At 69.3% G+C, this 26953-nt stretch carries 25 protein-coding genes; 17 read left to right on the top strand and 8 right to left on the bottom strand.

The genetic code is table 11. The annotated features are described in order from the left end of the window. The first annotated feature begins 4 nt into the window (after positions 1-4). From GH2_RS09230 to GH2_RS09220, 3 genes are all read left to right on the top strand, one after another. Entirely contained in the window at positions 5-646 is a 642-nt protein-coding gene (locus GH2_RS09230; protein ID WP_084247402.1) for a LuxR C-terminal-related transcriptional regulator, read from the top strand. A 134-nt stretch (positions 647-780) separates the two neighbouring features. Continuing rightward, complete coding sequence (locus GH2_RS09225) at positions 781-1812, top strand: ATP-dependent 6-phosphofructokinase (RefSeq protein WP_066166247.1); 1032 nt, start codon at positions 781-783, stop codon at positions 1810-1812. Positions 1813-1850: 38 nt separating this feature from the next. Next, positions 1851-3137: a WS/DGAT domain-containing protein gene (locus GH2_RS09220; RefSeq protein WP_244885349.1), complete on the top strand. Its 1287-nt coding sequence runs from the start codon at positions 1851-1853 to the stop codon at positions 3135-3137. Between the two features lie 33 nt (positions 3138-3170). On the opposite strand, the gene GH2_RS09215 is transcribed toward GH2_RS09220, so the two are convergent. Continuing rightward, the gene (locus GH2_RS09215) at positions 3171-3800 is read right to left on the bottom strand and encodes a response regulator (protein ID WP_066166242.1); all 630 of its coding nucleotides are present in this window, start codon (positions 3798-3800) and stop codon (positions 3171-3173) included. Beyond that, positions 3797-4906 carry a sensor histidine kinase gene (locus tag GH2_RS09210; RefSeq protein ID WP_066166239.1) on the bottom strand — a complete coding sequence of 370 codons (1110 nt, stop codon included), beginning with the start codon at positions 4904-4906 and terminating at the stop codon, positions 3797-3799. The genes GH2_RS09215 and GH2_RS09210 overlap by 4 nt, the downstream gene beginning before the upstream one ends. A 137-nt stretch (positions 4907-5043) precedes the next feature. Between GH2_RS09210 and GH2_RS09205 the strand changes: the two genes are divergently transcribed. Then, on the top strand, positions 5044-6003 hold the full coding sequence (locus GH2_RS09205; protein ID WP_066166236.1) for an FtsX-like permease family protein: 960 nt from the start codon (positions 5044-5046) through the stop codon (positions 6001-6003). Between the two features lie 8 nt (positions 6004-6011). Further along, on the top strand, positions 6012-6698 hold the full coding sequence (locus GH2_RS09200) for an ABC transporter ATP-binding protein (RefSeq protein WP_066166234.1): 687 nt from the start codon (positions 6012-6014) through the stop codon (positions 6696-6698). A gap of 35 nt (positions 6699-6733) precedes the next feature. On the opposite strand, the gene GH2_RS09195 is transcribed toward GH2_RS09200, so the two are convergent. Both GH2_RS09195 and GH2_RS09190 read right to left on the bottom strand, forming a co-directional pair. After that, positions 6734-7660 carry a hypothetical protein gene (locus GH2_RS09195; protein WP_066166231.1) on the bottom strand — a complete coding sequence of 309 codons (927 nt, stop codon included), beginning with the start codon at positions 7658-7660 and terminating at the stop codon, positions 6734-6736. Between the two features lie 21 nt (positions 7661-7681). Then, complete coding sequence (locus GH2_RS09190; RefSeq protein WP_066166611.1) at positions 7682-8245, bottom strand: HhH-GPD-type base excision DNA repair protein; 564 nt, start codon at positions 8243-8245, stop codon at positions 7682-7684. 48 nt (positions 8246-8293) lie between these two features. Here GH2_RS09190 and GH2_RS09185 point away from each other — a divergent pair, with 48 nt between their 5' ends. Beyond that, on the top strand, positions 8294-8815 hold the full coding sequence (locus tag GH2_RS09185; RefSeq protein ID WP_066166229.1) for a hypothetical protein: 522 nt from the start codon (positions 8294-8296) through the stop codon (positions 8813-8815). Beyond that, entirely contained in the window at positions 8812-10230 is a 1419-nt protein-coding gene (locus GH2_RS09180) for a sugar porter family MFS transporter (protein ID WP_066166224.1), read from the top strand. The genes GH2_RS09185 and GH2_RS09180 overlap by 4 nt, the downstream gene beginning before the upstream one ends. 44 nt (positions 10231-10274) lie before the next feature. On the opposite strand, the gene GH2_RS09175 is transcribed toward GH2_RS09180, so the two are convergent. The 3 genes from GH2_RS09175 to GH2_RS09165 all read right to left on the bottom strand — a co-directional run bounded on the left by GH2_RS09175 (position 10275) and on the right by GH2_RS09165 (position 13653). Then, positions 10275-11435 carry an alpha/beta hydrolase gene (locus GH2_RS09175; RefSeq protein WP_066166221.1) on the bottom strand — a complete coding sequence of 387 codons (1161 nt, stop codon included), beginning with the start codon at positions 11433-11435 and terminating at the stop codon, positions 10275-10277. A gap of 67 nt (positions 11436-11502) precedes the next feature. Beyond that, complete coding sequence (locus GH2_RS09170) at positions 11503-12573, bottom strand: hypothetical protein (protein ID WP_066166217.1); 1071 nt, start codon at positions 12571-12573, stop codon at positions 11503-11505. Positions 12574-12783: 210 nt separating this feature from the next. Further along, a complete protein-coding gene (locus GH2_RS09165; protein WP_066166215.1) occupies positions 12784-13653 on the bottom strand; it encodes an Rv1157c family protein in 870 nt (289 codons plus the stop codon). Positions 13654-13890: 237 nt separating this feature from the next. Between GH2_RS09165 and GH2_RS09160 the strand changes: the two genes are divergently transcribed. From GH2_RS09160 to GH2_RS09145, 4 genes are read left to right on the top strand one after another with little or no spacing between them, the layout of a single operon-like run. After that, entirely contained in the window at positions 13891-14943 is a 1053-nt protein-coding gene (locus tag GH2_RS09160; RefSeq protein ID WP_066166213.1) for a thiamine ABC transporter substrate-binding protein, read from the top strand. 56 nt (positions 14944-14999) lie between these two features. After that, positions 15000-16661, top strand: coding sequence for an ABC transporter permease (locus GH2_RS09155; RefSeq protein WP_066166608.1), 1662 nt, complete (start codon positions 15000-15002; stop codon positions 16659-16661). Then, on the top strand, positions 16662-17687 hold the full coding sequence (locus GH2_RS09150) for an ABC transporter ATP-binding protein (RefSeq protein WP_066166210.1): 1026 nt from the start codon (positions 16662-16664) through the stop codon (positions 17685-17687). Then, positions 17684-18106, top strand: coding sequence for a (deoxy)nucleoside triphosphate pyrophosphohydrolase (locus tag GH2_RS09145; RefSeq protein WP_084247400.1), 423 nt, complete (start codon positions 17684-17686; stop codon positions 18104-18106). The genes GH2_RS09150 and GH2_RS09145 overlap by 4 nt, the downstream gene beginning before the upstream one ends. Here the strand turns inward: GH2_RS09145 and GH2_RS21745 are convergent. Further along, the gene (locus tag GH2_RS21745) at positions 18084-18260 is read right to left on the bottom strand and encodes a hypothetical protein (RefSeq protein WP_169802432.1); all 177 of its coding nucleotides are present in this window, start codon (positions 18258-18260) and stop codon (positions 18084-18086) included. The genes GH2_RS09145 and GH2_RS21745 overlap by 23 nt on opposite strands. Before the next feature lie 181 nt (positions 18261-18441). Here GH2_RS21745 and typA point away from each other — a divergent pair, with 181 nt between their 5' ends. The 6 genes from typA to fdxA all read left to right on the top strand — a co-directional run bounded on the left by typA (position 18442) and on the right by fdxA (position 26952). Further along, complete coding sequence (gene typA / locus GH2_RS09140) at positions 18442-20349, top strand: translational GTPase TypA (protein ID WP_066166207.1); 1908 nt, start codon at positions 18442-18444, stop codon at positions 20347-20349. A gap of 135 nt (positions 20350-20484) precedes the next feature. Continuing rightward, the gene (locus GH2_RS09135) at positions 20485-22386 is read left to right on the top strand and encodes an ABC transporter family substrate-binding protein (protein ID WP_157086044.1); all 1902 of its coding nucleotides are present in this window, start codon (positions 20485-20487) and stop codon (positions 22384-22386) included. After that, positions 22371-23282: an N-acetyl-1-D-myo-inositol-2-amino-2-deoxy-alpha-D-glucopyranoside deacetylase gene (gene mshB, locus GH2_RS09130; protein ID WP_066166201.1), complete on the top strand. Its 912-nt coding sequence runs from the start codon at positions 22371-22373 to the stop codon at positions 23280-23282. Before GH2_RS09135 ends, mshB begins: the two co-directional genes overlap by 16 nt. Continuing rightward, on the top strand, positions 23279-23653 hold the full coding sequence (locus GH2_RS09125; protein ID WP_066166198.1) for a hypothetical protein: 375 nt from the start codon (positions 23279-23281) through the stop codon (positions 23651-23653). Before mshB ends, GH2_RS09125 begins: the two co-directional genes overlap by 4 nt. Positions 23654-23689: 36 nt before the next feature. Next, positions 23690-26269: a bifunctional FO biosynthesis protein CofGH gene (locus tag GH2_RS09120; RefSeq protein ID WP_157086043.1), complete on the top strand. Its 2580-nt coding sequence runs from the start codon at positions 23690-23692 to the stop codon at positions 26267-26269. Between the two features lie 356 nt (positions 26270-26625). Next, the gene (gene fdxA, locus GH2_RS09115; protein WP_066166196.1) at positions 26626-26952 is read left to right on the top strand and encodes a ferredoxin; all 327 of its coding nucleotides are present in this window, start codon (positions 26626-26628) and stop codon (positions 26950-26952) included. Position 26953 lies beyond the last annotated feature (1 nt).

Here is a 26953-nt window from a genome sequence, read left to right as displayed (position 1 = left end):
CTGCGTGTCGACAACTGTGCTGATCGCCGACGACCAAGCCATGGTTCGGGCCGGCTTCGCTGCGCTGCTCGGGGCGGCCGACGGGATCTCGGTTCTCGGCGACGCGGAAGACGGCATCGTCGCCGTGGATCAGTGCAAGCGGCTGCAGCCCGACGTCGTGCTGATGGATGTGCGGATGCCGCGGCGCGACGGGCTGTGGGCCGCCGAGCAGATCATCTCCGCGGGCCTGCCCACCAGGGTGCTGATGCTCACCACGTTCGACATCGACGACTACGTGTACTCCGCGCTGCGGATCGGGGCGTCGGGCTTCTTGCTGAAAGACGCGCCGGCCGACGAGCTGGTCCGGGCGGTGCGCGTGGTCGCCGCCGGTGACGCACTGCTGGCGCCATCGGTGACCAAGCGGCTCATCGAGCAGGTGACGGCGCGGGCGGCACGCCCGGCCACGTCGGCCGCGTCGGTGCTGACTCCCCGCGAGCTGGAGGTGCTCTCCACCGTCGCCGACGGGAAGTCGAACGCGGAGATCGCGAAGGAGTTGTTCGTCTCGGAGCAGACGGTCAAGACGCACGTGAGCAACATGCTGACCAAGCTCGGGCTGCGCGATCGCGCCCAGGCGGTCGTCTTCGCCTACGAGAACGGACTGAAGTAGGCGCTGAGCGGCTGTGCGGGGCCGACCGTCACGGCCGCCCGCAGTGTGAGATGCGTTGGAACGATGCCGATGCGCACGGTTCGTGTTGTGATTGATCGGGTACATGCACACCTGGCGAAAGGTCCGGATCCCTCATGGCGCGTTTCGGCATTCTGACGTCCGGCGGAGACTGTCCGGGACTCAACGCGGTGATCCGCGGGACAGTCCTGCAGGGCACCGGCGTCTACGACCACGAGTACGTCGGCTTCCGCGACGGCTTCCGAGGGCTGGTGTACGGCGATGCGATGGACCTCGATCGCAGTGTGGTGCGCGGCATCTCGCAGCAGGGCGGCACGATCCTCGGCACCAGCCGGTTCGGCCCGTACGTCGAGCCCGACGGCGGCGCTGCCGCCATGCGGGCGTCGCTGGAGCGACTCGGCGTCGACGGCGTCATCGCGATCGGCGGCGACGGGACCATGGCCGCGGCCAACCGACTGCTGGGCGACGGCATCCCGGTCGTCGGCGTCCCGAAGACCATCGACAACGATCTCGAGGCCACCGATTACACCTTCGGTTTCAACACCGCGGTCGAGATCGCGACCGAGGCCGTCGACCGGCTGCGCACCACCGGCAACTCACACAAACGCTGCATGGTTCTGGAGGTGATGGGGCGGCATGCGGGATGGATCGCGATGTACGCCGGCGTCGCGGCGGGCGCCCACGCCATCCTGATCCCCGAACAGCCCGAGTCGCTGGATCAGATCTGCGAGTGGGTCACCAGCGTCCGCGATCGCGGTCGTTCACCGATGGTCGTCGTGGCGGAGGGCTTCCGGTTCCCCGACATGGACCAGGCGCACTCGCACAAGGGGATGGACGGTTTCAACCGTCCGCGACTCGGCGGCATCGCGGAGCTGCTGGCACCGCTCATCGAGGAGCACACCGGCATCGAGACCCGTGCGACGGTGCTCGGCCACATTCAGCGCGGCGGCGTCCCGAGTGCGTGGGACCGGGTCCTCGGCACCCGCTTCGGGCAGGCGGTCAGCGATCTGGTCGCTGACCGGGACTGGGGGCAGATGGTGGCGCTGCGCGGCACCGACATCGTCCGCGTCCCGTTCTCCGCGGCCGTCGGAAACACCAAGACCGTCCCGCTGGAGTACTACCGGGGCTCGCGCGCGATCTTCGGCTGAGCAGTGATGCCCGTCGTGATCGTCCTACCATGACGGGCGTGGCGGGATCGAGGACCGGGGGCGGCGCCCTGAGCGGACCCGACGCGGGGATGTATTGGCGATCGCTGCACGCGCCCAACGACCAGTTCCTGCTGTACGCATTCGCATGCTCGGCCGGACATGCGGGTGATCCGATGACCGAGCTCCGCGCGCGTGCCGCGCACATCGTCGACCTGCACCTCGGCATCGAGCGGACCGTCGGCGACCTCGCGTACCCGCGGTGGATGCACGCCCCGATCGTCGACGACCAATGGCGGCAGCACGACGTCGACCACTGGGACGACGTTCTGGCGACGGTCTCGGAGTTGATGGCGCCGGGGGCTCGCGACCCCGAGTCCCTGTGGCGGGTCCACCTGTTCGGCCCGCTGACCGGGGTGCCCGGCGCCGCGGGCGCGGCGAGGGTCGTGGTGCTGCAGATCTCGCATGCGCTGGGTGACGGCCGCCGGGTCTCGGCCATCGCCCGGAGGCTGCTGGCCGACGGTGCCCCCGATGTGCTGCCGCGGCCGCGGCCGGTCCCGTCGGGCGTCGTGGCAGGACTCGGCGCAGCGCTCACCGTTCCTCGACTGGTTGCGGCGACGGCTGTCGGACTCGCCGCGTGGCGCGTGGAGGAACCGTCGTCCGGTGTGCCCGCCATCGAGCCGACCGCACTCAACCTGCCGGACGACGGACCGGCGACGCTCCGCACCGTCACGGTGGACCGCGACGGTCTGCGTCGTCGCGCGCCGTCGGTCACCGTGGCGGTGCTGGCGGGATTGGCTGATGTGCTCGGCCGGTTCGACGGCGCCACCGCCGACGGGCGGGTGGTCGCAGAAGTGACGGTGGCGCGCGCGCCGACCGCCGGACAGCGCAACAACTTCCACACCGTCGGAGTGGACCTGCGCGCCGATCTCGGTCCCGCCGACCGGGCCCGAGCGATCGCGGACCAACTGGACGCCGCCCGTCGCCGTGACGATCACGCCGCTCGGCGGACGGCCCGTCGTGCCGCAGCGCTCACCCCCGCGGTCCTCGAATCTCTCGCGGTGCGACTGGCGGACCGGGCACCGCTCCCGATACAGGTCGCCGGTGCGACAGTCGTCTCGTCGGTGAGCCGCGGCCCGGCCGACCTGACGCTGGGCGGCGGCGCGGTCCTGTTCACCGCAGGCTTTCCCGCGTTGTCCCCGATCCACGGACTGACCCACGGTGTGCACGGGATCGGCGACCGCGTGACGATCTCCCTGGCGGCTCAAGGACATGCGGCCCGCAGGCTGGACGCCTATGTGGACGCGGTGGCCACCGCGCTCGGGTGACGCAGGCTCCGGCCGAGGTCGGTCGACGCCTGGTCAGCCGATCAGTCCGCGCTCGCGAGCGGCGGCGATCACCTTGGTGCGACTGTTGACACCGAGCTTGTCGAAGATGTGCACCAGGTGCGACTTCACGGTCGCCTCCGAGATCACGAGCCTGCGGGCGATCTCGCGATTGGTGCCCCCGTCCGCGAGCTGCTCGACGATCTCGAGTTCGCGACCGGTGAGCGCGGTGTTCGGGGAGGCCACGCGCGACATCAGCCGGGCGGCGATCGCCGGACCCAGCACCGTCTCGCCGCCGGCGGCGGAGCGGATCGCGGCGATCAGCACGTCGGGTGCCGTGTCTTTCAACAGGTAGCCGACGGCGCCCGCGTCCACCGCGCGCACGATGTCCACGTCCGACTGATAGGTGGTGAGGATGAGGATGTTCGGCGGATCAGCGAGCTCCCGGATCGCCTGCGTCGCGTAGATGCCGTCGGCCGTCGGGTCCGCGCCGTGCAGCCGCAGGTCCATCAGCACTACGTCCAACGCCAGACCGGTCGCGGTGTCGACGGCGTCGGCCGCCGACCCGGCCTCGGCCACGACTTCGATGTCCTCGGCGGTGCCCAACACCGCCCGGAGCCCCGCTCGGACCACCGGGTGGTCGTCGACGATCAAGACCCGGATCATCGGGCGTCCTCCAGGGGAATCCGGGCGTGGACGGTGGTTCCTCCGCCGGGTGTCGAGTCCAGCACCAGTTCGCCGCGGCACTGGTGCAGACGCGCCCGCATGGCGCGCAATCCGAACCCGGCGCCGATCCGTGCGGCGTCGATGCCGACGCCGTCGTCGATGACGTCCAAGTGCACCTCGCCGGGCAGCCGCGTCAACGTCACGGTCGCCGACGACGCCGAGGCATGGCGCTGCACGTTGAGCAGCGCCTCCTGCGCGGTACGCCACAGGGCGAGCTGTACTTCGGCGGACAGGTCCACCCGGTCGCCGTGCTCGGCGAACACCGTCGGCAGTCCGTCCGCGGTGAGAGCGGCCGTCTGCTGGGCGAGCGACTGCGACAGACCGCCCGCGGGCGCCGGAGCGTCGATACCGTCGAGAAACCGGCGCGACTCGGTGAGCGCGGCCTGCGCGGCGTCCAGGGCGGCCGCGGGCTGATCGGCGCGCAGGAGCATGATGATGCTGGTCAGATACTGTCCGACGCCGTCGTGGATCTCGCCGCCGAGGCGGTCCCGTTCGGCGAGGACGCCTGCCTCACGCTGCTGGGCCGCGAGCTCGTCGCGCGTCGAGACCAGTTCGTCGACGAGTCGGTCGCGTTCGGCGACCATTCCGGTGATCCGGTGGAACGCTTCGGTGACGGCGACGGCCGTCGCGATGCCGATCGTCGGACCGATCACGCCGCCGACGGTGAACCCGGAGTCCGCCCACACCCCGACGACCGAGACCACGGTGATCACCACAGCGCACGCCGCGGCCGGAATCCGCGGGAGGAACCGCCAGCACAGAATCGCCAGGACGAAGGCGAGCCAAACGAAGTCGTCGGAGAGCGCCACCAGCCCGATCCAGCCGACCAGGAGAACCACGACCCACCAGCCGGCGCGATCGCGGTGGCCGCGCGCCGACGAGACGGCACCGACGACGTACCACGCGGCGAGCGCTGCGGCACCGACGAGAGTCGGCACCGACGGCGTCTGTACCCATGACTTCGCGACGCCGACCGCGAGCAGGATCGCGAACAAGACATGGCCGCCCCACTCGGCGTAGCGGTCGGTCGTTCGGTCATCGGTCACCCGTCCAGTATCACCGCCACCTCCGGCGCAGGCTGTCGAGTGCACCTTTTGATGGATGCAAAGACGATCCGTGCGGGCGATGCCGACTCGGGGTGTGGAGCGGAACGCTGGAGGTACCTCGAACAAAGGAGACACGGGTGTACATCGGATGGCGCGAGATCCGCGACGCCAAAGGGCGCTTCGCGCTGATCACCGGAGTGGTCGCGCTCCTGACCCTGATGGTCGTGATGCTGTCGGCGCTCGCCGCCGGGCTCGACGCGGAATCGACGTCGGCGGTACGGAGCCTCCCCGGCGATCTGCGGACGCAGGAGTCCGCCGACGGATCGGCGACGTCGTTGACCGACAGTCGCGTGCAACAAGAACCCGGCGTGCCCGCACTCGGTGTGGCGACCACCCGGATCGCGAACGGCGATCATGCCGCGGCGGTGTCGGCATTCGGGCGGTCGGACGTCTCGGCGGTGACCGTCGATCCCGAGACCGCGGCGAGCCTGGGCCTGCACGCGGGCTCGACGGCGACCATCGGGGCGGCGACCGTGCGCATCGACGCCGTCGCCGACGTCGGCAAGTATGCGCACACGTCGGTGGTGCAGATGCCGCTGACGGTGTGGCAGCAGGCCACCGGCCGCGACGGAGCATCCGCTCTGCTCACCGATCGCGCAGTACCGGGGACGGTCATGACCGCGCACGCGGACCTGCCGTCCCTGGTTCCGGGCTACCAGTCCGAGCACTCCTCATTCCTGCTGATCCAAGCGTTGCTCGTCGTGATCTCCGCGGTCGTCGTCGGCGGCTTTTTCGCGGTCTGGACCGGGCAGCGCGTGCGTGCGCTCGCCGTGGTCCGGGCCATGGGCGCGAGCCGCCGCTACCTGCTGCGCGACGGTCTCGGTCAGGCACTGCTCGTCCTCGCGACCGGACTCGTCGTGGGCCTTGCTGTCGGCGGGGTCGCCGCGTGGGCCGCGTCGTCGGTCGTCCCCATCGCGGTGGACCCCGCCGCGACGGCGACCCTGCTCGCCGGGATCGGGGTGCTGGGACTGGTCGGCGCCGCACTGGCTCTGCGACCACTCGTCCGCGTCGATCCGCTCATCGCTCTCAACCGTTAGGAAACACCATGTCGTTGACACTGACCGATGTCGTTCTCACCTATCCGGACGGCGACGGCGCCCGCATCACGGCCGTCGGCGGCGTCTCGTTCACCGTGCCGCGCGGCGTGATCGTCGGGTTGACGGGCCCGTCCGGATGCGGCAAGTCGAGCGTGCTGTCGGTCGCCGGGACGCTCATCGCACCGGACAGCGGGCAGGTGGTGGTGGACGGGATCGCTGTCTCCGCACTCTCGGAGGAGCAGCGTGCGACGATCCGGCGGACTCGGATCGGGTTCGTGTTCCAGCACGACAACCTGCTGCCGAGCCTCACCGCGCTGGAACAGGTGCTGCTGCCGGTGCATCTCGCGGGCGGCCGACCGCGAGACGCGGTCGGCCGGGCCCGCGACCTGCTCGCCGACGTGGGCCTGGGACGCGCCATGGACCGTCGACCGCACCAACTGTCGGGCGGCATGCGGCAGCGGGTCAACATCGCCCGCGCGCTCATCAACCAGCCCGCGGTGCTGCTGGCCGACGAGCCGACGTCGGCGCTCGACTCGCACCGTGCTGCCGAGACCATGGACCTGCTCACCGGACTCGTCCGCGAGCGAGACATCGCGGCGCTCCTTGTTACGCACGACGCCCGTGCGCTGGCCGAGGCGGACGAGGCGCTGTCCATGCTCGACGGCATGCTGGCCGAGCCCAGTGTGGTCGGCTGAGAGCGCTCGGCGCGACCGACACGTCTGCGCCGCCGCTACTCCTTGCCTGGATACCGGCTGGCGGCGTCGGTCGATTCGCCGGGCAGCTGCGGGCGGGGCGCCGTGGCGGCAGCACCGTAGCCGTTCCCGGCGCGCGTGAGCCGTTTCGGCAGGCGGTCGGCCAGTCCGCCGATCGGGGCCACCGATGCGTTGAGCAGTTCGACGACCTCGTTGAGGTGATCGACGGTCTCCTGCATCGCGGCGAGATTCGGGGGCAGGGAGGCGAGGGTCTCCGACAGCTCGGTGAACTTGTCGAGGGGGCCGCCGTCGGCGATCAGCTTCTCGAGCGCCCCGTCCGCGCCGAGCAGCTGGTCGAGGAGCCCGTCGTCGCTTGCTGCGCGATCGAGGACGCCGCCGGGCTGCGACAGCTTCTCCAACACACCGTCGGGCGCGGTGAGCTTGTCGACGATGCCGCCCTCGGAGGTGATGCGCTCCAGGATCCCCTCGTTCTCCGTGAACTGATCGACGACGCCTCCCTCGCGCGTGAGCCGATCGAGCGGGCCGTCTTTGGCGGCGAGCCGCATCAGAATGCCCTTCTCATCGGTCATCTGGTCGAGGAGACCGCCCCGCTCGGTGAGCTTCTCGAGCAGTCCGTCCGGGGCGGTGAGACGGTCGATGACACCGCCCGGCTGGATCAGTCGGTCGAGGGGTCCGTTGCTGGCCAGGATGCGACCGAACGGCCGGTCCGGACTCAGGAGATCTGCCACCTGGCTGAGGATGGTGAGCGGAGCTCGGACGGCGGCGACTTCGCTGCCGTCGCGGATGCCGAGCATCGAATTGACTTCGCTCTCGACACTCTCGGTGGTCAGCCGGGCCACGTTGATGACCGACTCGACGGTTGTCAGCGCGATGCCGGCTGCCGCGAAGCCGATCCGCAGCGGAAGCTTGACCGCTGTCCGCACTTCGTTCACGCCATTATTCATGGGTGCAGATTATAGCGGCATCTACTTCTTGGCCGCCGCCTTCGCGGCCTTCTTGAAGTCGCGAACGCGCTGGAGAGAGTCGGGATCGGTGACGTCGGCCACCGATCGGTACCCTTTGCGTCCGTAGTCTCCGGTCACCTTGGTCCAGCCGCGCGGTTTCACATCGAGCTGCTTGGCGAGCAGGGCGACGAAGATCTTCGCCTTCTGCTCGCCGAAACCGGGGAGCGCGCGGACTCGGGTGAACAGTTCCTCGCCGGTCCGAGCCGTGGTCCAGATGCGTTCGGTGTCGCCGTCGTACTCGTCGACGACCATCCGGGCGAGTTGCTGGATGCGTCCGGCCATCGACCTGCCGTACCGGTGCACAGCCGGCGGGGTGGCGCAGAGGTCGGCGAAGGACTCGGGATCGGCGTCCGCGATGGCCGCCGGATCGAGGGTGCCGAAGCGTTCGAGGATCTTCGCGGGACCGGCGAACGCACGTTCCATCGGAAACTGTTGGTCGAGCAGCATTCCAGCAGTGAGGGCGAAGGCGTCGGTGGACAGGAGGTCGTCGGCGACTGGGTCCTGGGCTATCTGGAGTTTTCCCATGAATCCCATGGTAGTGCTGGCACACTCGGTGCCATGGAAAGTCCGAAGATGCCAGCGGGGTCAGGAGAGCGGGCGCGGGGGCGGGCGCGACGGCGTGTTGTCGGGGGACTGATTGCGGCGGCCGCCGCCCTCACCGGCGGTGTCGTGACGGCGGCGCCGGCGAGCGCGGCGCCGTACGGGGCGGAATACGTCACGACGCTGCGGTGCGACAGCCCCAATCCGTGGCCGGGCGCGCCGCTGCGCATCCGCGTCGACGTGTACACCGGGGCGCCGTTCCCCTCCGACGGATTGGTTGGCCCGGCCATCTCGCTGAGTGCCATGAATCGCGGCGGCACCGGCCCGATCCTGGAAGTCACGACGCTCACCACCGTCCGCTGGACCAATCGCACCAGCGGGCGATCGGGCGTGGTCCGTGTTCCGACCCGGGCGCATAGCGCGAGCTGGGACGCGGTGCTGCATCCCGGGCGCGGGAGGGTTGCCTTCACCATCCACCAGAAGATCGGTGCGCTCGCGTTTGTCCCCATGGTGAATCCGCAGTACTCGTCCTGCCGCGGTTCGGTGACGCTGTGAGGGACGTCGCCGACCGCTCCGACGTCCCTCTCGTCCGCGTCCTCGGCGTCTCCACCGCGGCGGCCGTCGGCGGCTTCCTGTTCGGCTTCGACAGCTCGGTCGTCAACGGCGCGGTGGATGCGATCCAGGGCGAGTTCATCCTGTCCGACCTGGTCACCGGATTCGCCGTCGCGATCGCGTTGCTCGGCTGCGCGGTGGGTGCCTGGTTCGCGGGACGACTCGCGGACCGGTGGGGCCGGAAACGGGTGATGCTCCTGGGTTCGGTGCTGTTCATCGTGTCCTCGATCGGCGCAGGCCTCACCCAGACCGTCTGGGACCTGATGCTCTGGCGGGTGCTGGGCGGCATCGGCATCGGCATCGCGTCGGTCATCGCGCCCGCCTACATCGCGGAGATCGCGCCCGCGAAGTTCCGCGGTGCCCTCGGCTCCATGCAGCAGTTGGCGATCACTCTCGGCATCTTCGCCGCGCTCCTGTCCGACGCCGTGCTCGCCGACAGTGCGGGATCGGCGTCGAACACGTTGTGGATCGGCATGGAGGCGTGGCGGTGGATGTTCCTCGTCGGCGTGGTGCCCGCCGTCGTCTACGGCGTGCTGGCGCTGACGATCCCGGAGTCGCCGCGCTATCTGGTGGCGCGCGGTCGGGACGCCGAGGCGTCGCACATCCTGGCGCACATCTCCGGCGAGCACGACCCTGACGGCCGCGTCGCGCAGATCCGCGCCACCGTCAATCGGGAGGCCAGAACGTCGTTGCGCGACATCACCGGCCCCAGCTTCGGATTGCATCCGCTGCTCTGGGTCGGCATCTGGCTGGCGGTGTTCCAGCAGTTCGTCGGCATCAACGCGATCTTCTACTACTCGACGACTCTGTGGCAGTCGGTGGGCTTCTCCGAATCGGCGTCGTTCGTGACGTCGGTGATCACCGCGGTCATCAACGTGGTGATGACATTCGTCGCGATCGGGTTCGTCGATCGCATCGGCCGCCGCCTCCTGCTGCTCATCGGCTCGGTCGGCATGTTCGTCGGTCTGCTGTTGGCGGCGATCGCCTTCACCCAGGTCTACGACGCGATCGACGCCGACGGCGAGACCGTCTCGCGGCTGCCGTCGTCGTGGGGTGTGCTCGCACTGATCGGCGCGAACCTCTTCGTCATCGCGTTCGCGGCCAGCTGGGGCCCGGTGATGTGGGTGATGCTCGGCGAGATGTTCCCCAATCGGTTCCGCGCCGTCGCCCTCGGCCTGTGCACCGCCGTCAACTGGATCTCGAACTTCATCATCTCGCTGCTCTTCCCCGCGGCGATGGGGGCGGTGGGACCCGCGGTGGTCTACGGCTTCTTCGCGCTCTGTGCCGCGATCTCGTTCGTCTACGTCCGGAGTCGGGTGCCGGAGACCAAGGGCATGGAGCTGGAGGAGATGGGGTAGCGGACGCTGTCAGGCCCGCATCGCCTGGTCGAACGGCCGCCGGCTCAGTAGAGCCGCTTGAGGAAGGCCTTGACGGCGGCGCGTTCCTGGCGCTCACCGTCGGACTGGTCGACGGTGAGATACGTGCTCATCGTGACCTTGTTGCTGGCCAGTTGTGCTTCTGCGAGATACCGCAGCGAGCTCGGGACCACGACGGATTCGTCGACCAGTCGCTGGCTCATAAGAATCGGGCGATTGAAGCCGATCGTCGGGAGTGCGAGGGATTTGCGCAGTGACGCGGCGAGTTTCGCATTCGACGCCAGGGGTTTGCGGACGAGGTCGGCGAGCTGGGTGCCGCCCACCTGCTTGACGAGGTCCTCGGTGCACAGGGTCTGCGCCTTCTGGACCAGGTCGGAACCGCGCTCGGTCAGGATGGGCTCCAGATCGGTGCTGTCCTGGGAAGCAAGGGTGTACAGGACGTCGGCGACGACGGGCGTCGGCACGGCGGTGGACGACGGACTCAGTCCGGCGACCAGATCGGCGTAGCCCGCGGGGATGCTGGTCGCAGTCGCGCCGCGGAAGTCGAGTCGACCGGCCTGCCAACGGGTCGCGTTGCGGGCCAGGGAGACCGCTGCAGCTGCCCCCTGCGACTGCCCGACGACCGCCCACTTCGGCGAGAGGTCGGTCTGCCCGATGTCCGCGGCCGCACGCACGGCGTCCACGAGGTTGTGGGCGGTCGCATTCACATCGGAGTACTGCGGTGCCCCGGGAGCGCCGACGGCGGCGTAGTCGGGTGCGATCACCGCGTAGCCGTCGCCGAGCAGCCTGCTGATGGCCGTGCGGTCGCCGGAGTCGCGATTCCGCGACGGCGCACACGACGCGCTCCAGCCGTCGGACCCGTGCGCCCACACCACGACGGGCCAACCGGCTGCGGGCCGGGAGCCGCGGGGCTCCAGCAGGGTCGCGGTCGACAGGTGCAGCTGTTCGTCCGATCCCTGCGACCAGTAGCTGTACTGCTGGCCGCTGGCGGCCCCGGAGATCAGCGTCGACGGATCGACGAGGCGGTTGGCGTAGACCGAGCCGGCGGTCTGACCGCCCGGGGCGTCCGGGGACTCGGGGGCGGGCTCGGCGAGTGCCTGAGCGCCGACGACGGTACCGATGGTGACGACCGCCGCAGCCGACGTGGCGACAAGAGTGCGGACGAGCCGCGTCCTGGCGGAGATCATGTATCGGTCCTTTGTGGCGGTCGCCCGAGTGGGCGGCGGGGCGATGCGGGGAAGGGGCGAACGGGCGTCAGTTCTTCACGGTGCCGAGCGCCGGCAGGAAGAAGCAGGTGCGACCGGCCTTGGTCGTGGTGCCGAAGACCGCGGTCAGGATGGTGCCTCGGCCGGTCTTCACCTGCGCCAGGCGCAACCCGTGGAAGAGTTCGGTGTCGGCGAGCAGTTGCTTCAGCGGACCGGACTTCGAGGCCTCCGACAGCGGCTTGAGGTCGGCCATCCCGCCGTCGAGCGTCGACGTGTTGAACCACGCGACGCGGAAGTTGTCGGCACCGGGTTCGCCCGGCGGCACCAGAGCGAACGCCGTTTCGTCCGCAGCGATCGCGGTGAGCAGGTTCTTGTCGTCGGGCAACAGTTCGCTCAATGCGGCGAGCGCGCCCGACTGCTGGGAGGCGACGCGGGGCCACGGACCGGGCACGGCGACGGCGGGCGCAGTCGAGAGCCCGAGCGGGTTGTCGGCGGTCGGATCGGTGCAGAGCGGCGACACCGCGGGGCTCAACAGCGTGGCCCCGGTCGCCTTCTTCAGCACGTCGAGGACGTCCGCCGCCGAGGTGGCGACCGGAGCAGCCGCGGGCGACGGAGTTGCGGCGGACGGGACTGCGGGAGCGTCGGGCGCGGTGGGCGTCGTGCTGCCGGGCTCGTCGGGGGAGAGGATGCCGAGCTTGTCGAGTCCCAGCTGGTCCAGGCCGATGCTGTCCAGGAGTCCAGTGCTGCCGAGGTACTTCGACGGGTCGAGTTGACCATCGGACGAGAGGATCGCCGTGAGCGCCTCGACCGCCTTCTCGGTGCCGCCGGTGCTCTTCAGCGTGCGCAACAGGTCGGCGAGTTCGGCGTCGCCGGGGATCTCGGGCAACGTGGTGCTGGGCGACGCACCGTCGGGCGCAGGGGTGGTGGGCGTGGAAGTGCTCGGTGCGCTGGGCTCGGCGGTGTCGGGAGTCGCTGTGCCGGGCGTGGTGGTGTCCGGTGTGGTGGTATCCGGGGTCGTCGGGTCGGCGGTGGCGACGGCGGGCATCGTCAAGACGGCGGTTGCGGCGACGGCCAATCCGGCGACGCCGACGCGGAGCGAGCGATTCTTGCGGTAGGCCACAGACTTCCTTCCAGAGCGCGCATCAGTCCTCGGCAGCTGTTACAGACGTGACTGGTGTGACAATTGTTTCTCAAGTTAATGATGGGAAGTTCGGCTGCGAAATGACAAGGAGTGAGGCCGAGTCGTTACCGGGCCGCGATCATCGGGAGATGCTTGAACAATGAATGAAGCCCCGAACCTGGCGGTTCGGGGCTTCACAGGCGAAGGTGATCAGATGATCGCGGTGCCGATCGTCGGTGCGATGGTGCACGACACGCGCTTGCCCTTGGTCTTGGTGGTCACGGTGCCGTAGATCGTCGAGACCACGCGGCCGCGGCCGGTGTTCACGACCGCAGTGAAGGTTCCGGGGCCCTTGGTCGCATTGATCTTCGGGTTCGGCTTCAGCGTCTGCTGGCCGGTGCGACCGTTGTCGATGTTGAGCCAGGCGACGGTCAGTTTCCGCGCCGAGTTCAGTGCGGGACCGGTGCCGAGGCTGGTGTAGACGAATCCGGCCTGACCGCGCTTGGGGCCGGGCGCCGGTGCGGGCTGCGGACCCGCGGTGGCCAGTGCCATGCCGACCGAGTTGCCGCCGGGCATGCAGCCCACGCCGATGGTCGGGTACAGGAACTGCTGGATCTTCGGCTTGTTCGGGCCGGTCGGGATGTTGGGGGCGTCGTCCTTCTTGGCGGCGGGCGAGGCCTCCAGTTCGAAGGTCTTGGCCGCTTCCTTTGCGCCCGGCTCACCGATGAAATCGATCAGCGACTTCCAGACCTCTTGCGCTTCGGCGGGCACGGCCGGATTGTCGGCCAGTCTGCGCACCTGCGCCAGAAGGGCGGTGTTGACCTTGCCGTCGGAGTCGCGTGTCGCCACCGAGCCGATGAGGGCGGGGGTGAGCGCGCCGAGGGATTCGAGGACTTCGGGCTGCACGTCGGGAGCGTGGTCCACGTCGGGAATCGGCAGGCCCTGGGCTTCGGAGGTGTCTGCGGTCGGCGCAGGCGTCGCCGGAGCAGCGGCAGCGTTGGAGGGGACGAGCAGGGCTGGGGTGATCACTGCAGCCGCAGCAATGGCGGCGGCGGTGCGGCGAGAGCGAGCGAGTCGCACAGCGGTAGTCCTCTTCAATCTTCTCGGGCAATGATTCACGGCGAGTGTAGCGGCAATTCCGTGATTTTACTGAGACTGAAGTGACAATTGTTACTCAAGTGACAGCGGGTCGGTTCACCGGTCAGTGCCTCGACGTGCGGAGATCCCTGCTCAACTGGTTAGCTGAGCAGGCATCAGGGGCGATCGACCCGTCCACGACAGAATCGGGTCACCGCGATCGAAAGGATCGAGACGACGATGGCATTCTCGGAGGCAGTCTCCACGCTGGCGCGACGTAGTCGCACGGTGATCACCACGGTGGTGGCGGTCAGCTTGCTGGCGACCACGGCGGCCTGCGCGTCGGATTCCGACAGCGCGCAAGAGGTGGTGCTCCTGACGCACAGCTCGTTCCAACTCCCGCAGAAGCTGATCGACTCGTTCCACGACCAGACCGGCATGGAACTCAAGGTCGTCGACTCCGGCGACGCGGGCCAGCTCTCGGCCGTGGTCTCGCTGACGCCGGGCTCGCCGAAGGGCGACGCCGTGTTCGGCATCGACAACACCTTCGCCGCCCGGCCGATCGAGGCGAATGCACTCGCGCCGTACGCGCCGCCCGCAGCGAAAGACGGCGCCGACGAGTATGCGGTCAAGGGCTCGACGGACCTGCTCACCGCCGTCGACCGCGGTGACGTCTGCATCAACATCGACGACGCCTGGTTCGACAAGCAGGAGATTCCCGCGCCGACGAAGTTCGATCAACTCACCGACCCGAAGTATCGGGACCTGACGGTCCTGTTGGATCCGTCGACGTCGTCGCCGGGCATGGGCTTCCTGCTGGCGACGATCGGCAAGTTCGGCGAGCGCGCCGCCGACTACTGGCGCGGCATGGTCGACAATGGCGCGCAGATCGTGTCGGGATGGACCGTTGCCTACGATCAGATCTTCAGCGCGGGCGCCGGACACGGTGACCGACCGATCGTCGTCTCATACGCGTCGAGCCCGGCCGCGACCCCCGGTACCAGTGCGCTGCTCGACAGTTGCTTCGCGCAGGTGGAGTACATCGGTGTGCTGCGCGGTGCGGCCAACCCCGAGGGCGCGAAGAAGCTCGTCGACTTCATGCTGACCCCCGAGGTACAGGCGGCCCTGCCGACGTCGATGTACGTCTACCCGGTGCAGAAGGGCGTTCGACTCCCCGACAGCTGGCGCCAGAGCGCCCCGGTCCCGGCGTGGACGGTGACCATGGACCCCGCCTACATCAAGGCCAATCGTGAACAGTGGCTGAAGGAATGGCGCGACGTCGTCAAGAAGTGACGAAGACATCCGCCGCGCCGACGCCGCCCGCTGACCACGCGGCCGCCCGTTCCGCAATGCCGCGACGTCCGCGCATCTCACCCGCGCTGCGCGTCGCGACGCTGGTGCCTGCGGTGTTCGTCGCGGTGCTGTTCGGCTGGCCGCTGGTGGCACTGGTCCGCCGCGCCGTCGAGTCGCACGACGCCGGGCAGGGGATCGGACAACTCCTCGAGGCCGCCGACGGCTGGCACCTGCTGGCGCTCACGCTGGCACAGGCGGTGGCGTCGTCGCTGCTGTCGTTGCTGGTTGCCGCCCCGATCGTCTGGTTGCTCGCGACGGTGCGACTCCGCGGCGCGGCGATCCTGCGAATCCTGGTCACCGTGCCGTTCGTGCTGCCGACTGTCGTCGTCGGCGTCGCCTTCCGGGCCCTGCTGACCGGACCGTTGGACTTCCTCGGCGTCGACGGCGGGTGGATCGCGATCCTGATGGCGCATGTCTTCCTCAACGTGGCCGTCGTGGTCCGGGTGGTGACGGCGGCCTGGCTGCAGGTGGATCCGCGGACGGTGGAGGCGGCCCGCACACTGGGCGCCACACCGTGGCGGGCCTTCTGGGACGTGGTGGCGCCGCGCATCGCGCCCGCGGTCGCTGCCGCAGCGGCGCTGGTCCTGCTGTTCTGCTCCACCAGTTTCGGCGTGATCGTGATCCTCGGCAACGGCACCGCCCGGACCCTGGAGACCGAGATCTACCAGCAGGCGATCGCCGAGTTCCGGGTCCCCGAGGCGGTCGCCTTGTCGATGCTGCAGATCGCGGTGGTCGCGTGCGCGCTCGTGCTCGCCCGACTGCTGGGCGGTCGCGGCACGGTCAGCGGCGTCTCCGTCGTCGGCCGCGAACACCGTAGCCCGGTCGGCGGCCTCCGGTGGATCCCGGTGATCGGGACGCTGGTGTGGGCAGGACTGTGGTTGGTGCTGCCGGTGGCCTCGCTCGCGGTCCGGTCGGTGCGTCCGGACGGGCGGTCGTGGACGTTCGCGGGCTACCGGGCCCTCGTCGACACGACGTTCGGCGACTCGCCGCTCATGGCACTGCGCTATTCGGTGACGAGCGCGCTCGCCGCCATGGTGCTGGCGGTGATCGTCGGATTCCTGGTCGCCGTCTCGGTGACCCGAGGCGGGGGATGGGCGGCCCAGGTCACCGCGCTGTTCGCGGTGCTCCCGCTCGGTGTCAGCGCCGTCACCCTCGGCTTCGGGTATCTGCTGGTGGTGGCGTCGCTGCCGCGACAGGTGTCGGCGTCGCCGCTCGTCATCCCCGCGGTGCAGGCGCTGCTCGCGGTCCCCGTGGTCGCGGGGATCATGATCCCGGCGCTCAATCAGGTTCCGACCGGGCTGCGCGACGCCGCCCGGGTCCTCGGCGCTCGACCACTGTGGGTGCTGATCTCAGTCGATCTCCGACTGACGGTGCGGTCGTTGTGCGCGGCAGCGGGATTCGCCTTCGTCATGGCGATCGGTGAGTTCGGTGCCACCACCTTTCTCGCTCGGGCGGACACGACCACCCTGCCGGTGATGATCGGTACCCTGATGTCTCGCCCCGGCCTGGACAACGTCGCGACGGCGATGGCGGCGTCGATGGTGCTGATCGTGGTGAGCGCCGCCGTCATCGCCGCGATCGAGATCGTCGGCGTCGGTGGGACGTCGGCGTCGGCCCGGCCGCACGACGACAGGCCGCACGACCAGGAGAGAGTCTAGATGTTGACCCTGCACCGCGTGACCGTTCGCTACGGCCGGTTCGAGGCGCTCCGAGGCGTCGACTGGTCCGTCGGGACCGGTCAGGCCACCGTCACCGCGCTGCTCGGGCCGTCGGGGTGCGGCAAGTCCACGCTGTTGCGCGCGGTCGCCGGACTGGAGCCGGTCGCCGCAGGATCGATCGCCTGGGACGGACAGTCGATCGACGACGTCGCACCGCACCGCCGCGACTTCGGCGTGGTGTTCCAGGACGGCCAACTGTTTCCCGGGCGGACCGTCCGGCAGAACGTCGCGTACGGACTGGCCCGTCGCGGCATCCGCGGTGCGGCCGCACGCGCTCGCGTCGACGAGATGCTGGAGTTGGTACGACTGCACGACTACGGGGGTCGATCGCCCGACGCGTTGTCCGGCGGGCAGGCTCAGCGCGTCGCGCTGGCGCGGGCGTTGGCTCCGCGGCCGCGGCTGCTGCTGCTCGACGAGCCGCTCGCGGCCGTCGACTCACAACTGCGCGAAGCACTCGCCGAGAGCATCGGCGAGATCGTGCGCGCGGCCGGGACGCCCACCGTCCTGGTGACCCACGACCACCGCGAGGCGGCGTTGATGGCCGACACCGTGTCGGTGATGCGTGCGGGGACCATCGTGCAGACCGATGCGGCGTCACGGCTGTGGCACCGACCGGTGGACGAGGACACCGCGGAGTTCCTCGGCGCCCGCAGCATCGTCGACGGAATCGTGGGCGACGGTGTGCTGGACACCGCCGTCGGACAGGTGCGGCTCACCGACGAGTCGAGTTTCGGAACGCCGCCCGACGGTCCGTGCCGCGTGGCCCTGCGCCCGGAGGCGGTGGTCGCGACGCCCGATCCGGAGGGGCCGGCCGTCGTGGAGCACGCCGCTGCACTCGTCGCCTCGTGGCGGGTCCGCCTCCGCATCGCCGACGCCGTCTACGAAGGCGTCAGCTCGAAGCCGGTCCGTCCGGGAGCCCGAGTGCGGCTGCGCCTGGAGGCCGGCGGTGTGGCGGTGATCGGATGACCGAACCGGTGCTGGTGGTGGCGGGCGCGGTGCTCGACGGGCACCGGATGCTGTTGGCGCAGCGGGACTATCCGGAAGCCGTCGCAGGCCTGTGGGAACTGCCGGGCGGGAAGGTGGAATCGGGCGAGTCACCCGATCAGGCCCTCGTCAGGGAATTGTGTGAGGAACTAGACGTTGAGGTCTCGGTTGGCGCCGCGCTGCGTGACGTGGTGAGTCCCACCGATTCGCTCACCCTGGTCGCGATGCGGGCTGAAATCGTGTCGGGGACCCCGCGCGCGGTGGAGCATCGTGCACTGCGATGGGTCGATGGGACCGAGTTGGCGCACCTGGTCCGCGACGGCGCACTGGTGCCGAACGACCTCGGCTGGGCGCACGAGATGATCGCAGAACTGCAGGTCAGGCGGCCCGAGCCTTCTTGAGGGCCTTGTTCGCGTCCTTCTTCGAGAGGTGGTCGCAGTCGACCTTCTTCATCCGATGGATGACGACGGGACACCGCAGGCAGCGCGTCGACTTCTTGCAGCACTTCTTCTTCGGCGTCAGCTGCGCGACCTTGGCCGGACTGGTCTTTCCCATGTCAAAACTTTAGCGCAGCCTAACCGTAGTCATGCAAGTCTCCCGTCGCGCCGAGTGGGACCGTTGCCGTACCCTTAACGGGTTGATCGCCGACCGGCTGCCCGCGCATGCCCGGTCGCGGTTTGGCGGCCGGAACTCTTCCGGCCGTGACGAACATGGAACCGATTCGAAAGAGACCTTAGTGAGCGCTGGTATCAACTTCCGCAACGTCGCGATCGTGGCGCACGTCGACCACGGCAAGACCACACTGGTCGACGCGATGCTGCGTCAGTCCGGCGTGTTCGGCGAGCGCGCCGAACTGGTCGACCGCGTGATGGACTCCGGCGACCTGGAGCGTGAGAAGGGCATCACCATTCTCGCGAAGAACACGGCCGTGCACCGCCGCCAGCCCGACGGCACCGACTACGTCATCAACGTCATCGACACGCCCGGCCACGCCGACTTCGGCGGCGAGGTGGAGCGCGCGCTGTCGATGGTCGACGGCGTCGTCCTCCTGGTCGACTCGTCCGAGGGCCCGCTGCCGCAGACCCGCTTCGTGCTGCGCAAAGCACTGGCCGCATCGCTGCCGGTGATCCTGGTCGTCAACAAGACCGACCGCCCCGACGCCCGCATCGCCGACATCGTGACCGAGTCGCAGGACCTGCTGCTCGACCTCGCGTCCGACCTCGACGACGAAGCGGCGGAGGCCGCCGAGCTGGCGCTCGAGCTCCCCGTCCTGTTCGCGTCGGGCCGTGCAGGCGTCGCGAGCACCGAGCAGCCGGAGAACGGCACCGTTCCTAACGGTGAGAATCTCGACGCGTTGTTCGACGTCCTCATCGACAGCGTTCCGGCGCCGAAGGGCGATGCGGACGCGCCGCTGCAGGCACACGTCACCAACCTCGACGCGTCGCCGTTCCTCGGCCGCCTCGGCCTGGTCCGCATCCACAACGGCAAACTGCGCAAGGGTCAGCAGGTCGCGTGGATGCGTGAGGTGAACGGTGAGCAGGTCGTCGAGCGCGCCAAGATCACCGAACTGCTCGTCACGCTCGGCGTCGACCGCGCACCGGCCGAGGAAGCCGTCGCGGGCGACATCGTCGCCGTCGCAGGCATGTCGGAGATCATGATCGGCGACACCCTCGCCGATCCCGACAACCCCGTCGCGCTGCCTCGCATCCAGGTCGACGAGCCGGCCATCTCCGCGGTGATCGGCACCAACACCTCCCCGCTCGCCGGCCGCGTCAAGGGCCACAAGCTCACCGCGCGCATGGTCAAGGACCGCCTCGACAGCGAGCTGATCGGCAACGTCTCGCTGCGCGTGCAGGACATCGGTCGCCCGGACGCCTGGGAGGTCCAGGGGCGTGGTGAGCTGGCACTGGCCATCCTCGTCGAGCAGATGCGTCGAGAGGGCTTCGAGCTCACCGTCGGCAAGCCGCAGGTGGTGACTCGCCAGGTCAACGGCAAGGTCCACGAGCCCTTCGAGCACCTCACCATCGACGTCCCCGAGGAGTACCTCGGCGCCGTCACCCAGCTCCTCGCCGCCCGCAAGGGGCGCATGGACCAGATGAACAACCACGGCTCCGGCTGGGTCCGCATGGAGTTCGAGGTCCCGTCGCGCGGACTCATCGGCTTCCGCACCGACTTCATGACCGAGACTCGCGGCACCGGCATCGCCAACGCCGTCTTCCACGAGTACGGACCGTGGGCGGGCGAGATCCGCGCCCGCCACACCGGCTCGCTGGTCTCCGACCGCGCCGGATCGGTCACGCCGTTCGCGATGATCCAGCTGGCCGACCGCGGCACGTTCTTCGTCAACCCGGGCGACGACAGCTACGAGGGACACGTCGTGGGCATCAACCCGCGCGCCGAGGACCTCGACATCAACGTAACGCGTGAGAAGAAGCTCACCAACATGCGGCAATCGTCCGCCGACGTGATGGAGACGCTCGCGAAGCCGATGGAGCTCGACCTGGAAGCGGCCATGGAGTTCTGTGCGGGCGACGAGTGCGTCGAGGTGACGCCCGAGGTCTGCCGCGTGCGTAAGGTCAACCTGGACGCGAGCACCCGCGCTCGCGAGCGTTCGCGCGCGAAGAGCCGCGACGCCAACGCCTGACGACACCGAGTGTCCCTCTCGCACACGCGGGAGGGACACTCGTGTGTTTTGGCTACCATGAGCCGGACGCCGCCGTCAGCCCGTCACCGACGGATGACCGGGCGGCGTCGAGACGACCACGATAGGGGAATGCGGATGAGAACCGTCCGGGCACGTATCTCCGCGATCGCAGTGGCCGGACTGATCGGAGTGTCAGCGACTGCGTGCATGGCAGACCCGCCGCCGCCGGTCCGCGAGACGCTGCCGACGCACACGCCGAACGAGTATCCGGACGAGCGCACGGTCAGCATCGCCACCGACACCATCGGTGCGGGGTTCAACCCGCACCTCGGTTCGGATCAGGGAACGGTCACCACGGCCATCGCGGCCATGACCCTCCCCAGCCCGTTCGTCCCGGTCGACACGCCGGACGGCGTGGAGTGGCGGATGAACGACTCCCTGCTGAACTCGGCCGAGGTGGTGTCGTACGAGCCGTTCTCGGTCCGCTACAAGATCGTCGACGACGCCCAGTGGTCCGACGGACTCCCCGTGACCGGAGACGACTTCCACTATCTGTGGGAGCAGATGTCGCGGCAGCCGAACGTCCTCGGCGCCGCGGGGTACCGCGCCGTGTCGGACGTGCAGACCTCCGGCGGCGGCAAGGTCGTCACCGTCACGTTCGCCGACGCCTACCCGGCGTGGCGGCAGCTCTTCAACTACCTGCTGCCCAGTCACACGCTGCGCTCGGACCCCACCGGCTTCCAGACCGGCATGGACAAGGGCAAGCCGATCACCGCGGGGCCCTTCCAGATCTATTCGATCGACCGCTCGCGCGACGAGGTTCGCTTGATCCGCAACGATCGCTACTGGCGTAAGCCCCCGGAGATCGACCAGGTGGTGCTGCGTCGCGCAGGCACCCCGCAGCAGATGGCGCAGACCATCCGCAACGGCGACTCGACCCTCGCCGCGCTGCCCGCGGGGGCGGCGTCGGCCGCCGAGCTGGGCGCCATCCCCGGCGTCGTCGACAGCCGATTGCCGACCACCCGGGCGCTGGCGGTCAACGTGAACGCGCGGTCGGAGACCATGCGTTCACGGAACGTCCGCGCCGCGGTCCTCGGCATGCTCGACGGCCGACTGATCACCGCTGCTGCGGCGGGCGACACCGTCGTGACCCAGTTCGCCAACACCGTGTTCGCACCGTCCGACCCCGGCTACACCCCCGTCGACCGGGCGCGCCCCTCGGGCGCCGACGTCCTCGCGCTCCTGGCCTCGGCCGGGTACGTGCCCGGCACCCCGGCGCAGCGCCCGGCGCCGGTCGATCCGAGTGCCACCTCGTCGGCGCCGTCGTCCGCGACACCCGCCGCACCCGCGCCCGCCGACATTCCGGGACTGCCCTACGGCATCGCTCCGCTCCAGAACGACGGCAAGGACCTCACGGTCCGCATCGGAGCGACGAACACCGACGACGCCACCATGTCGGCGGCGGAGACGATGGCCGACCAACTGCGGTCGCGCGGGGTCCGCGCCAGCGTCGTCGGCATGTCGAACACCGAACTGTACGGTGAAGCACTCACCACCGGCCGCGTCGACCTGGTCGTCGGATGGACCGGCGTCGGCGGCAGCCCTGCCGTGCAGTTCGCCTCGCAAGTGGCGTGTCAGGCGCCGCCGAAGGGCACCGAGGCGGGCGCACACACCGTGGAACCGCAGAGTGAGCAGACCCCGGACAGCACGGTGCTGCCGACCACGACGGGCTCGCCGGTTCCCGGCAAGACCAGCACCCCGGAACGCTCGGTACCCGCCGATGAGAGCTACACCGGCAACATCTCCGGACTGTGCGACCCCGCCCTGATGACCCTCGCCGACACGGCGATGCAGAGTGAGGACCCCGTCGAAGCGCTCCGCGAAGCCGAACCGCTGCTCGCGCAGCAAGCCGTCTACCTGCCGATCTATCAGGACACCATGTTCACGGCCGTCACCGACCGGATCGCAGGCGTGTCGCTCGACGGTCCCATGCAACTCGGCGTCTTCGGCGGAGCCGACCGATGGATGCTGCAGTGACGGGCGCCGAGTCCGCTGCAGTGAGGGGCGCCGAGTCCGCGCGCATGCTCCTGCTGCACGCGCACCCGGACGACGAGACGATCATGACCGGCGGCGTCATCGCCGAGTACCTGGCGCGGGGTGTGGACGTCCGAGTGCTGACCTTCACCCTCGGTGAGGAGGGCGAGGTGATCGGCGACCGGTGGGCACAGCTCGTGGCCGACGGCGGCGCGGATCAGCTCGGTGGCTTCCGCATCGGCGAACTCGACGCCGCTCTGGCGGCACTGACACCACCGGGCGTCCTCGGTCCGCGACCCCGCTTCCTCGGCGGCGCAGGCCGGTGGCGCGACTCCGGAATGGCGGGGACCCCCTCAGCTCAGCACCCCCGGGCACTGTTCCAGGCGACACCCGCCGAACTCACCGCGGCTCTCGCCGACGAACTCGTGGCCTTCGCGCCCCAGGTGATCGTCACGTACGACGAAGCGGGCACGTACGGGCACCCCGACCACAAACGAGTCCACGAGATCTCGCAGGCGGCGATCCCCGTGGCCCGCGAGCGGCTCGGGCGCGGGTTCAAGGTGTACGAGTCGGTGACGCAGACGTCCGAGCTGACGCGAGGACTCGCCGCCGTCCGGGAGATCCCCGACGGATGGCGGATGCCCCACGACGGCGAGTTGCCCAGCTATCCGGATGAGGCGATCACCGCAGCGATCGACGTCAGTCGGGTCCTGGACCGCAAGGTCCGCGCGCTCGCGGCCCACGCCACCCAGGTCACGGTCGCCCCGTCGAGAACCGAGTACGCCTTGAGCAACAACATCGTCCAACCGGTGATGCCGACCGAACACTTCATTCGGACCGACGCCGACCGCGTCGACGGCGTCGTGGAGACCGACCTGTTCGCCGGAGTGCGACCGTGACCGCCGGCGAGCGCATCGAACTCGTCGTGCTGGCCGTCAGCGGTCTGATCCTCGGCATCATGACCGCCGCATTTCTGGGGATCTACGTCGGCGGTGTGCCGCTGCCCGTCACCGCTGTCATCGCCGGAGCGGTGAACGTGGTGCTGTACGTGCTCGCCGCGTCGTTGACGGCGTCGGCCTGGCAGTTCGCGCCGCTCGGCGCATGGACGCTGGTCACCGTGCTCGCGATGCTGCCGTTGTTCGGCAACGGGTCGCTCATCGGTGACTGGCGACTGCTGCTGCTGTTGGCGTGCGGTTTGGGCATTCCCGCGTACTACGCGTCCACCCGCCGCCTGAAGGCCATCACATCGGGAGCCTCCGACCGACCCTGAATCCCGCGTGAGCCCGACGTGGTTACCATCGGACGAGTGACCACCTCCACTGACAGTGCCCCGCAGTCGGAGCCGGGTTCGTTCCCGGCGCCGTCCGCATCCGCCATGCGTCGCGCGCTGCGCCGAGCACGCGACGGCTCGGTCCTGAACGTCGACGAAGCGGCCGTGCTGCTGGCTGCTCGCGGCGATGACCTCGGCGCACTCTGCGAGGCCGCGGGCCGCGTCCGGGACGCCGGACTGGAAGCGGAGGGTCGTGCCCGGCAGATCAGCTACTCGCGCAAGGTCTTCATCCCGATCACTCACCTGTGCCGCGACCGCTGCCACTACTGCACGTTCGTGACCGTGCCGGGCAAGCTCGCCCGCGAGGGCAAGGGCATGTACATGGAGATCGACGAGATCGTCGACGTCGCGCGGCGGGGAGCCGAACTGGGTTGCAAGGAAGCGCTCTTCACGCTCGGCGATCGGCCCGAGGACCGGTGGCCCGAGGCGGCCGCCTGGCTCGATGAGCGCGGCTACGACTCCACCCTCGACTACGTGCGGGCCGCGGCGATCCGAGTGCTCGAAGAGACCGGGCTGCTCCCGCACCTGAATCCCGGCGTGATGAGCTGGGAGGAGATCAACCGACTCAAGCCGGTGGCGCCGTCGATGGGCATGATGCTCGAGACCACCGCTCGACGCCTGTTCACCGACAAGGGGGAGTGCCACTACGGCAGTCCCGACAAGGACCCGGAGGTTCGGCTCCGCGTGCTGACCGACGCCGGCCGCCTGTCGGTGCCGTTCACCACCGGCATCCTGGTCGGGATCGGGGAGAACCTGCACGAGCGCGCCGAGTCGATCTTCGCCATCCGTAAATCGCAGAAGGCCTTCGGGCACATCCAAGAAGTGATCGTGCAGAACTTCCGGGCCAAGCCGGACACCGCGATGCGGGAGACCCCCGACGCCGAGATCGCCGAGTACCTCGCCGCGATCGCCGTCGCCCGCCTGGTGCTTGGCCCGGCCATGCGAATCCAGGCCCCGCCGAATCTGGTGTCCGCGCAGGAGTGCCGTTCGCTGATCGCCGCGGGGGTCGACGACTGGGGCGGCGTGTCGCCGCTGACCCCCGACCATGTGAATCCGGAACGGCCGTGGCCGAACCTCGACACGCTCGCCGACATCACCGCGTCGACCGGATACACGCTCGTCGAGCGGGTCGCCGCTCAGCCCAAGTACGTCAAGGCGGGCAACCCGTGGATCGATCCACGGATCTCGCACCACGTGGCGGCGCTCGCCGACCCGGAATCCGGTCTCGCCGCCGACGTGACCCCGACCGGACTGCCGTGGCAGGAACCCGACGAGGACTGGTCGTCGTCGGGGCGGATCGATCTGAACTCGGAGATCGACGTCGACGGTCGGAACACCGACACCCGCAGCGACATCGACAACGCCTTCGGCGATTGGGACACCATCCGCGAGCAGGTGCTGCAACTCGGCAGTTCGGCGCCCGCCCATCTGGAGTCCGAGGTCGCGGCGGCACTGCGTCGGGCGGAGATCGATCCCGCGGGCCTGTCCGACGAGGACTATCTGGCGCTCGCCGAAGCCGACGGTCCCGGGCTCGACGCCCTGGCGGCGCTCGCCGACTCGATCCGGGCCGACGTGGTCGGCGACGACGTCAGCTACGTGGTGAACCGGAACATCAACTTCACCAACGTCTGCTACACCGGCTGCCGGTTCTGCGCGTTCGCCCAGCGCAAGGGCGACGCCGACGCCTTCACCCTGTCGACGGCCGAGGTCGCCGACCGCGCGTGGGAGGCGCATGTCGACGGCGCCACCGAGATCTGCATGCAGGGCGGCATCGACCCGGAACTGCCGGTCAGCGGGTACGCCGATCTGGTGCGCGCCATCAAGGAACGCGTGCCGTCGATGCACGTGCACGCGTTCAGCCCGATGGAGATCGTCAACGGTGCGTCGCGGGGCGGCGAATCGATCCGCGACTGGCTCTCGGCCTTGAAGGAGGCAGGCCTCGGCTCCATTCCGGGCACCGCCGCGGAGATCCTCGACGACGAGGTCCGCTGGGTGCTGACCAAGGGCAAACTCCCCACCTCGGCCTGGATCGACGTCATCACCACCGCCCACGAACTGGGCATTCCGTCGAGCTCGACCATGATGTACGGGCACGTCGACTCGCCGCACCACTGGGTGGGGCACCTGAACATCCTGCGCGGGATTCAGGACCGGACCGGCGGATTCACCGAGTTCGTCCCGCTGCCGTTCGTCCACCAGTCGTCACCGCTGTACCTGGCCGGGGCGTCGCGCCCGGGCCCCACGCGGCGCGAGAACCGTGCGGTGCACGCGCTCGCCCGACTGATGCTGCACGGCCGGATCGACCACGTGCAGACCAGCTGGGTCAAGCTCGGCGTCGACGGCACCCGCGTGATGCTGCGCGGCGGCGCCGACGATCTGGGCGGCACACTGATGGAGGAGACCATCTCGCGTATGGCGGGCAGCCAGCACGGCTCGGCGAAGACCGTCGCCGAACTCCACGACATCGTCACCGGCATCGGCCGCACCCCGCGGCAGCGGACGACCGAGTACGGGCGAGTGGAGTCGCCGGTGACGGCGTTGGACGTGGCCTTGTAAGGTTCATTGCCTCGGGAATGATCAGACGGTCTGGAACTGGTGAATCGCGGTGTGAGCGCGGAGCGTCAGCAGTCCGCCCGACAGGTTCGCGGCCCGAATCCCGGCCGCCCGGGGTATCAGCGTGGGTGTGTGATCGGCCACGGAGGAGTGGGGTGACGGCGCCATGCGTGCGCAGGTCGCCGGTTTTCGTCAGGCTGAGCAAAACTATCCGCAGGTCGTGCGGATGGGATGAGTGAGCGGCGGGGTCGCGGTCGGGGATCGCAGGCCGCAATGGATACTCTTTAGGGCGACAGGATTCCTCTGCGCTCATCAGCCCTGAGCGCGGAGTGGGAATCGTGCAGTGAAGGAGAAGCGAAGTGACCTACATCATCGCTGAGCCCTGTGTCGACGTGCTCGACCGGGCGTGCGTTGAAGAGTGCCCGGTCGACTGCATCTACGAGGGCGGCCGGATGCTGTACATCCAGCCCGACGAGTGCGTCGACTGCGGTGCGTGTGAGCCCGTCTGCCCGGTCGAGGCGATCTTCTACGAGGACGACGTGCCGGACGAGTGGGAGCCCTACGTCAGCGCGAACGTCGACTTCTTCAACGAGCTCGGTTCGCCCGGCGGCGCCAGCAAGGTCGGCAAGACCGACGTCGACCCGCCGTTCATCAAGGCGCTGCCGCCGATGGGCGAAGAGGACTGAG

Source organism: Gordonia hydrophobica NBRC 16057 (assembly GCF_001592365.1).
Classification (GTDB): domain Bacteria; phylum Actinomycetota; class Actinomycetes; order Mycobacteriales; family Mycobacteriaceae; genus Gordonia; species Gordonia hydrophobica.
The sequence above is the reverse complement of the archived record's forward strand: the minus strand, read 5'-3'. Positions and strand labels throughout refer to the sequence as shown.

What these genes read in the sequence shown, in the direction of transcription:
- GH2_RS09225 (WP_066166247.1), top strand. Translation starts at nt 781, where the DNA reads ATGGCGCGTTTCGGCATTCTGACGTCCGGCGGAGACTGTCCGGGACTC.
- GH2_RS09215 (WP_066166242.1), bottom strand. Translation starts at nt 3,800, where the DNA reads ATGATCCGGGTCTTGATCGTCGACGACCACCCGGTGGTCCGAGCGGGG.
- GH2_RS09200 (WP_066166234.1), top strand. Translation starts at nt 6,012, where the DNA reads ATGTCGTTGACACTGACCGATGTCGTTCTCACCTATCCGGACGGCGAC.
- GH2_RS09195 (WP_066166231.1), bottom strand. Translation starts at nt 7,660, where the DNA reads ATGAATAATGGCGTGAACGAAGTGCGGACAGCGGTCAAGCTTCCGCTG.
- GH2_RS09190 (WP_066166611.1), bottom strand. Translation starts at nt 8,245, where the DNA reads ATGGGAAAACTCCAGATAGCCCAGGACCCAGTCGCCGACGACCTCCTG.
- GH2_RS09185 (WP_066166229.1), top strand. Translation starts at nt 8,294, where the DNA reads ATGCCAGCGGGGTCAGGAGAGCGGGCGCGGGGGCGGGCGCGACGGCGT.
- GH2_RS09175 (WP_066166221.1), bottom strand. Translation starts at nt 11,435, where the DNA reads ATGATCTCCGCCAGGACGCGGCTCGTCCGCACTCTTGTCGCCACGTCG.
- GH2_RS09160 (WP_066166213.1), top strand. Translation starts at nt 13,891, where the DNA reads ATGGCATTCTCGGAGGCAGTCTCCACGCTGGCGCGACGTAGTCGCACG.
- GH2_RS09155 (WP_066166608.1), top strand. Translation starts at nt 15,000, where the DNA reads ATGCCGCGACGTCCGCGCATCTCACCCGCGCTGCGCGTCGCGACGCTG.
- GH2_RS09150 (WP_066166210.1), top strand. Translation starts at nt 16,662, where the DNA reads ATGTTGACCCTGCACCGCGTGACCGTTCGCTACGGCCGGTTCGAGGCG.
- GH2_RS09145 (WP_084247400.1), top strand. Translation starts at nt 17,684, where the DNA reads ATGACCGAACCGGTGCTGGTGGTGGCGGGCGCGGTGCTCGACGGGCAC.
- GH2_RS21745 (WP_169802432.1), bottom strand. Translation starts at nt 18,260, where the DNA reads ATGGGAAAGACCAGTCCGGCCAAGGTCGCGCAGCTGACGCCGAAGAAG.
- GH2_RS09135 (WP_157086044.1), top strand. Translation starts at nt 20,485, where the DNA reads ATGAGAACCGTCCGGGCACGTATCTCCGCGATCGCAGTGGCCGGACTG.
- mshB (WP_066166201.1), top strand. Translation starts at nt 22,371, where the DNA reads ATGGATGCTGCAGTGACGGGCGCCGAGTCCGCTGCAGTGAGGGGCGCC.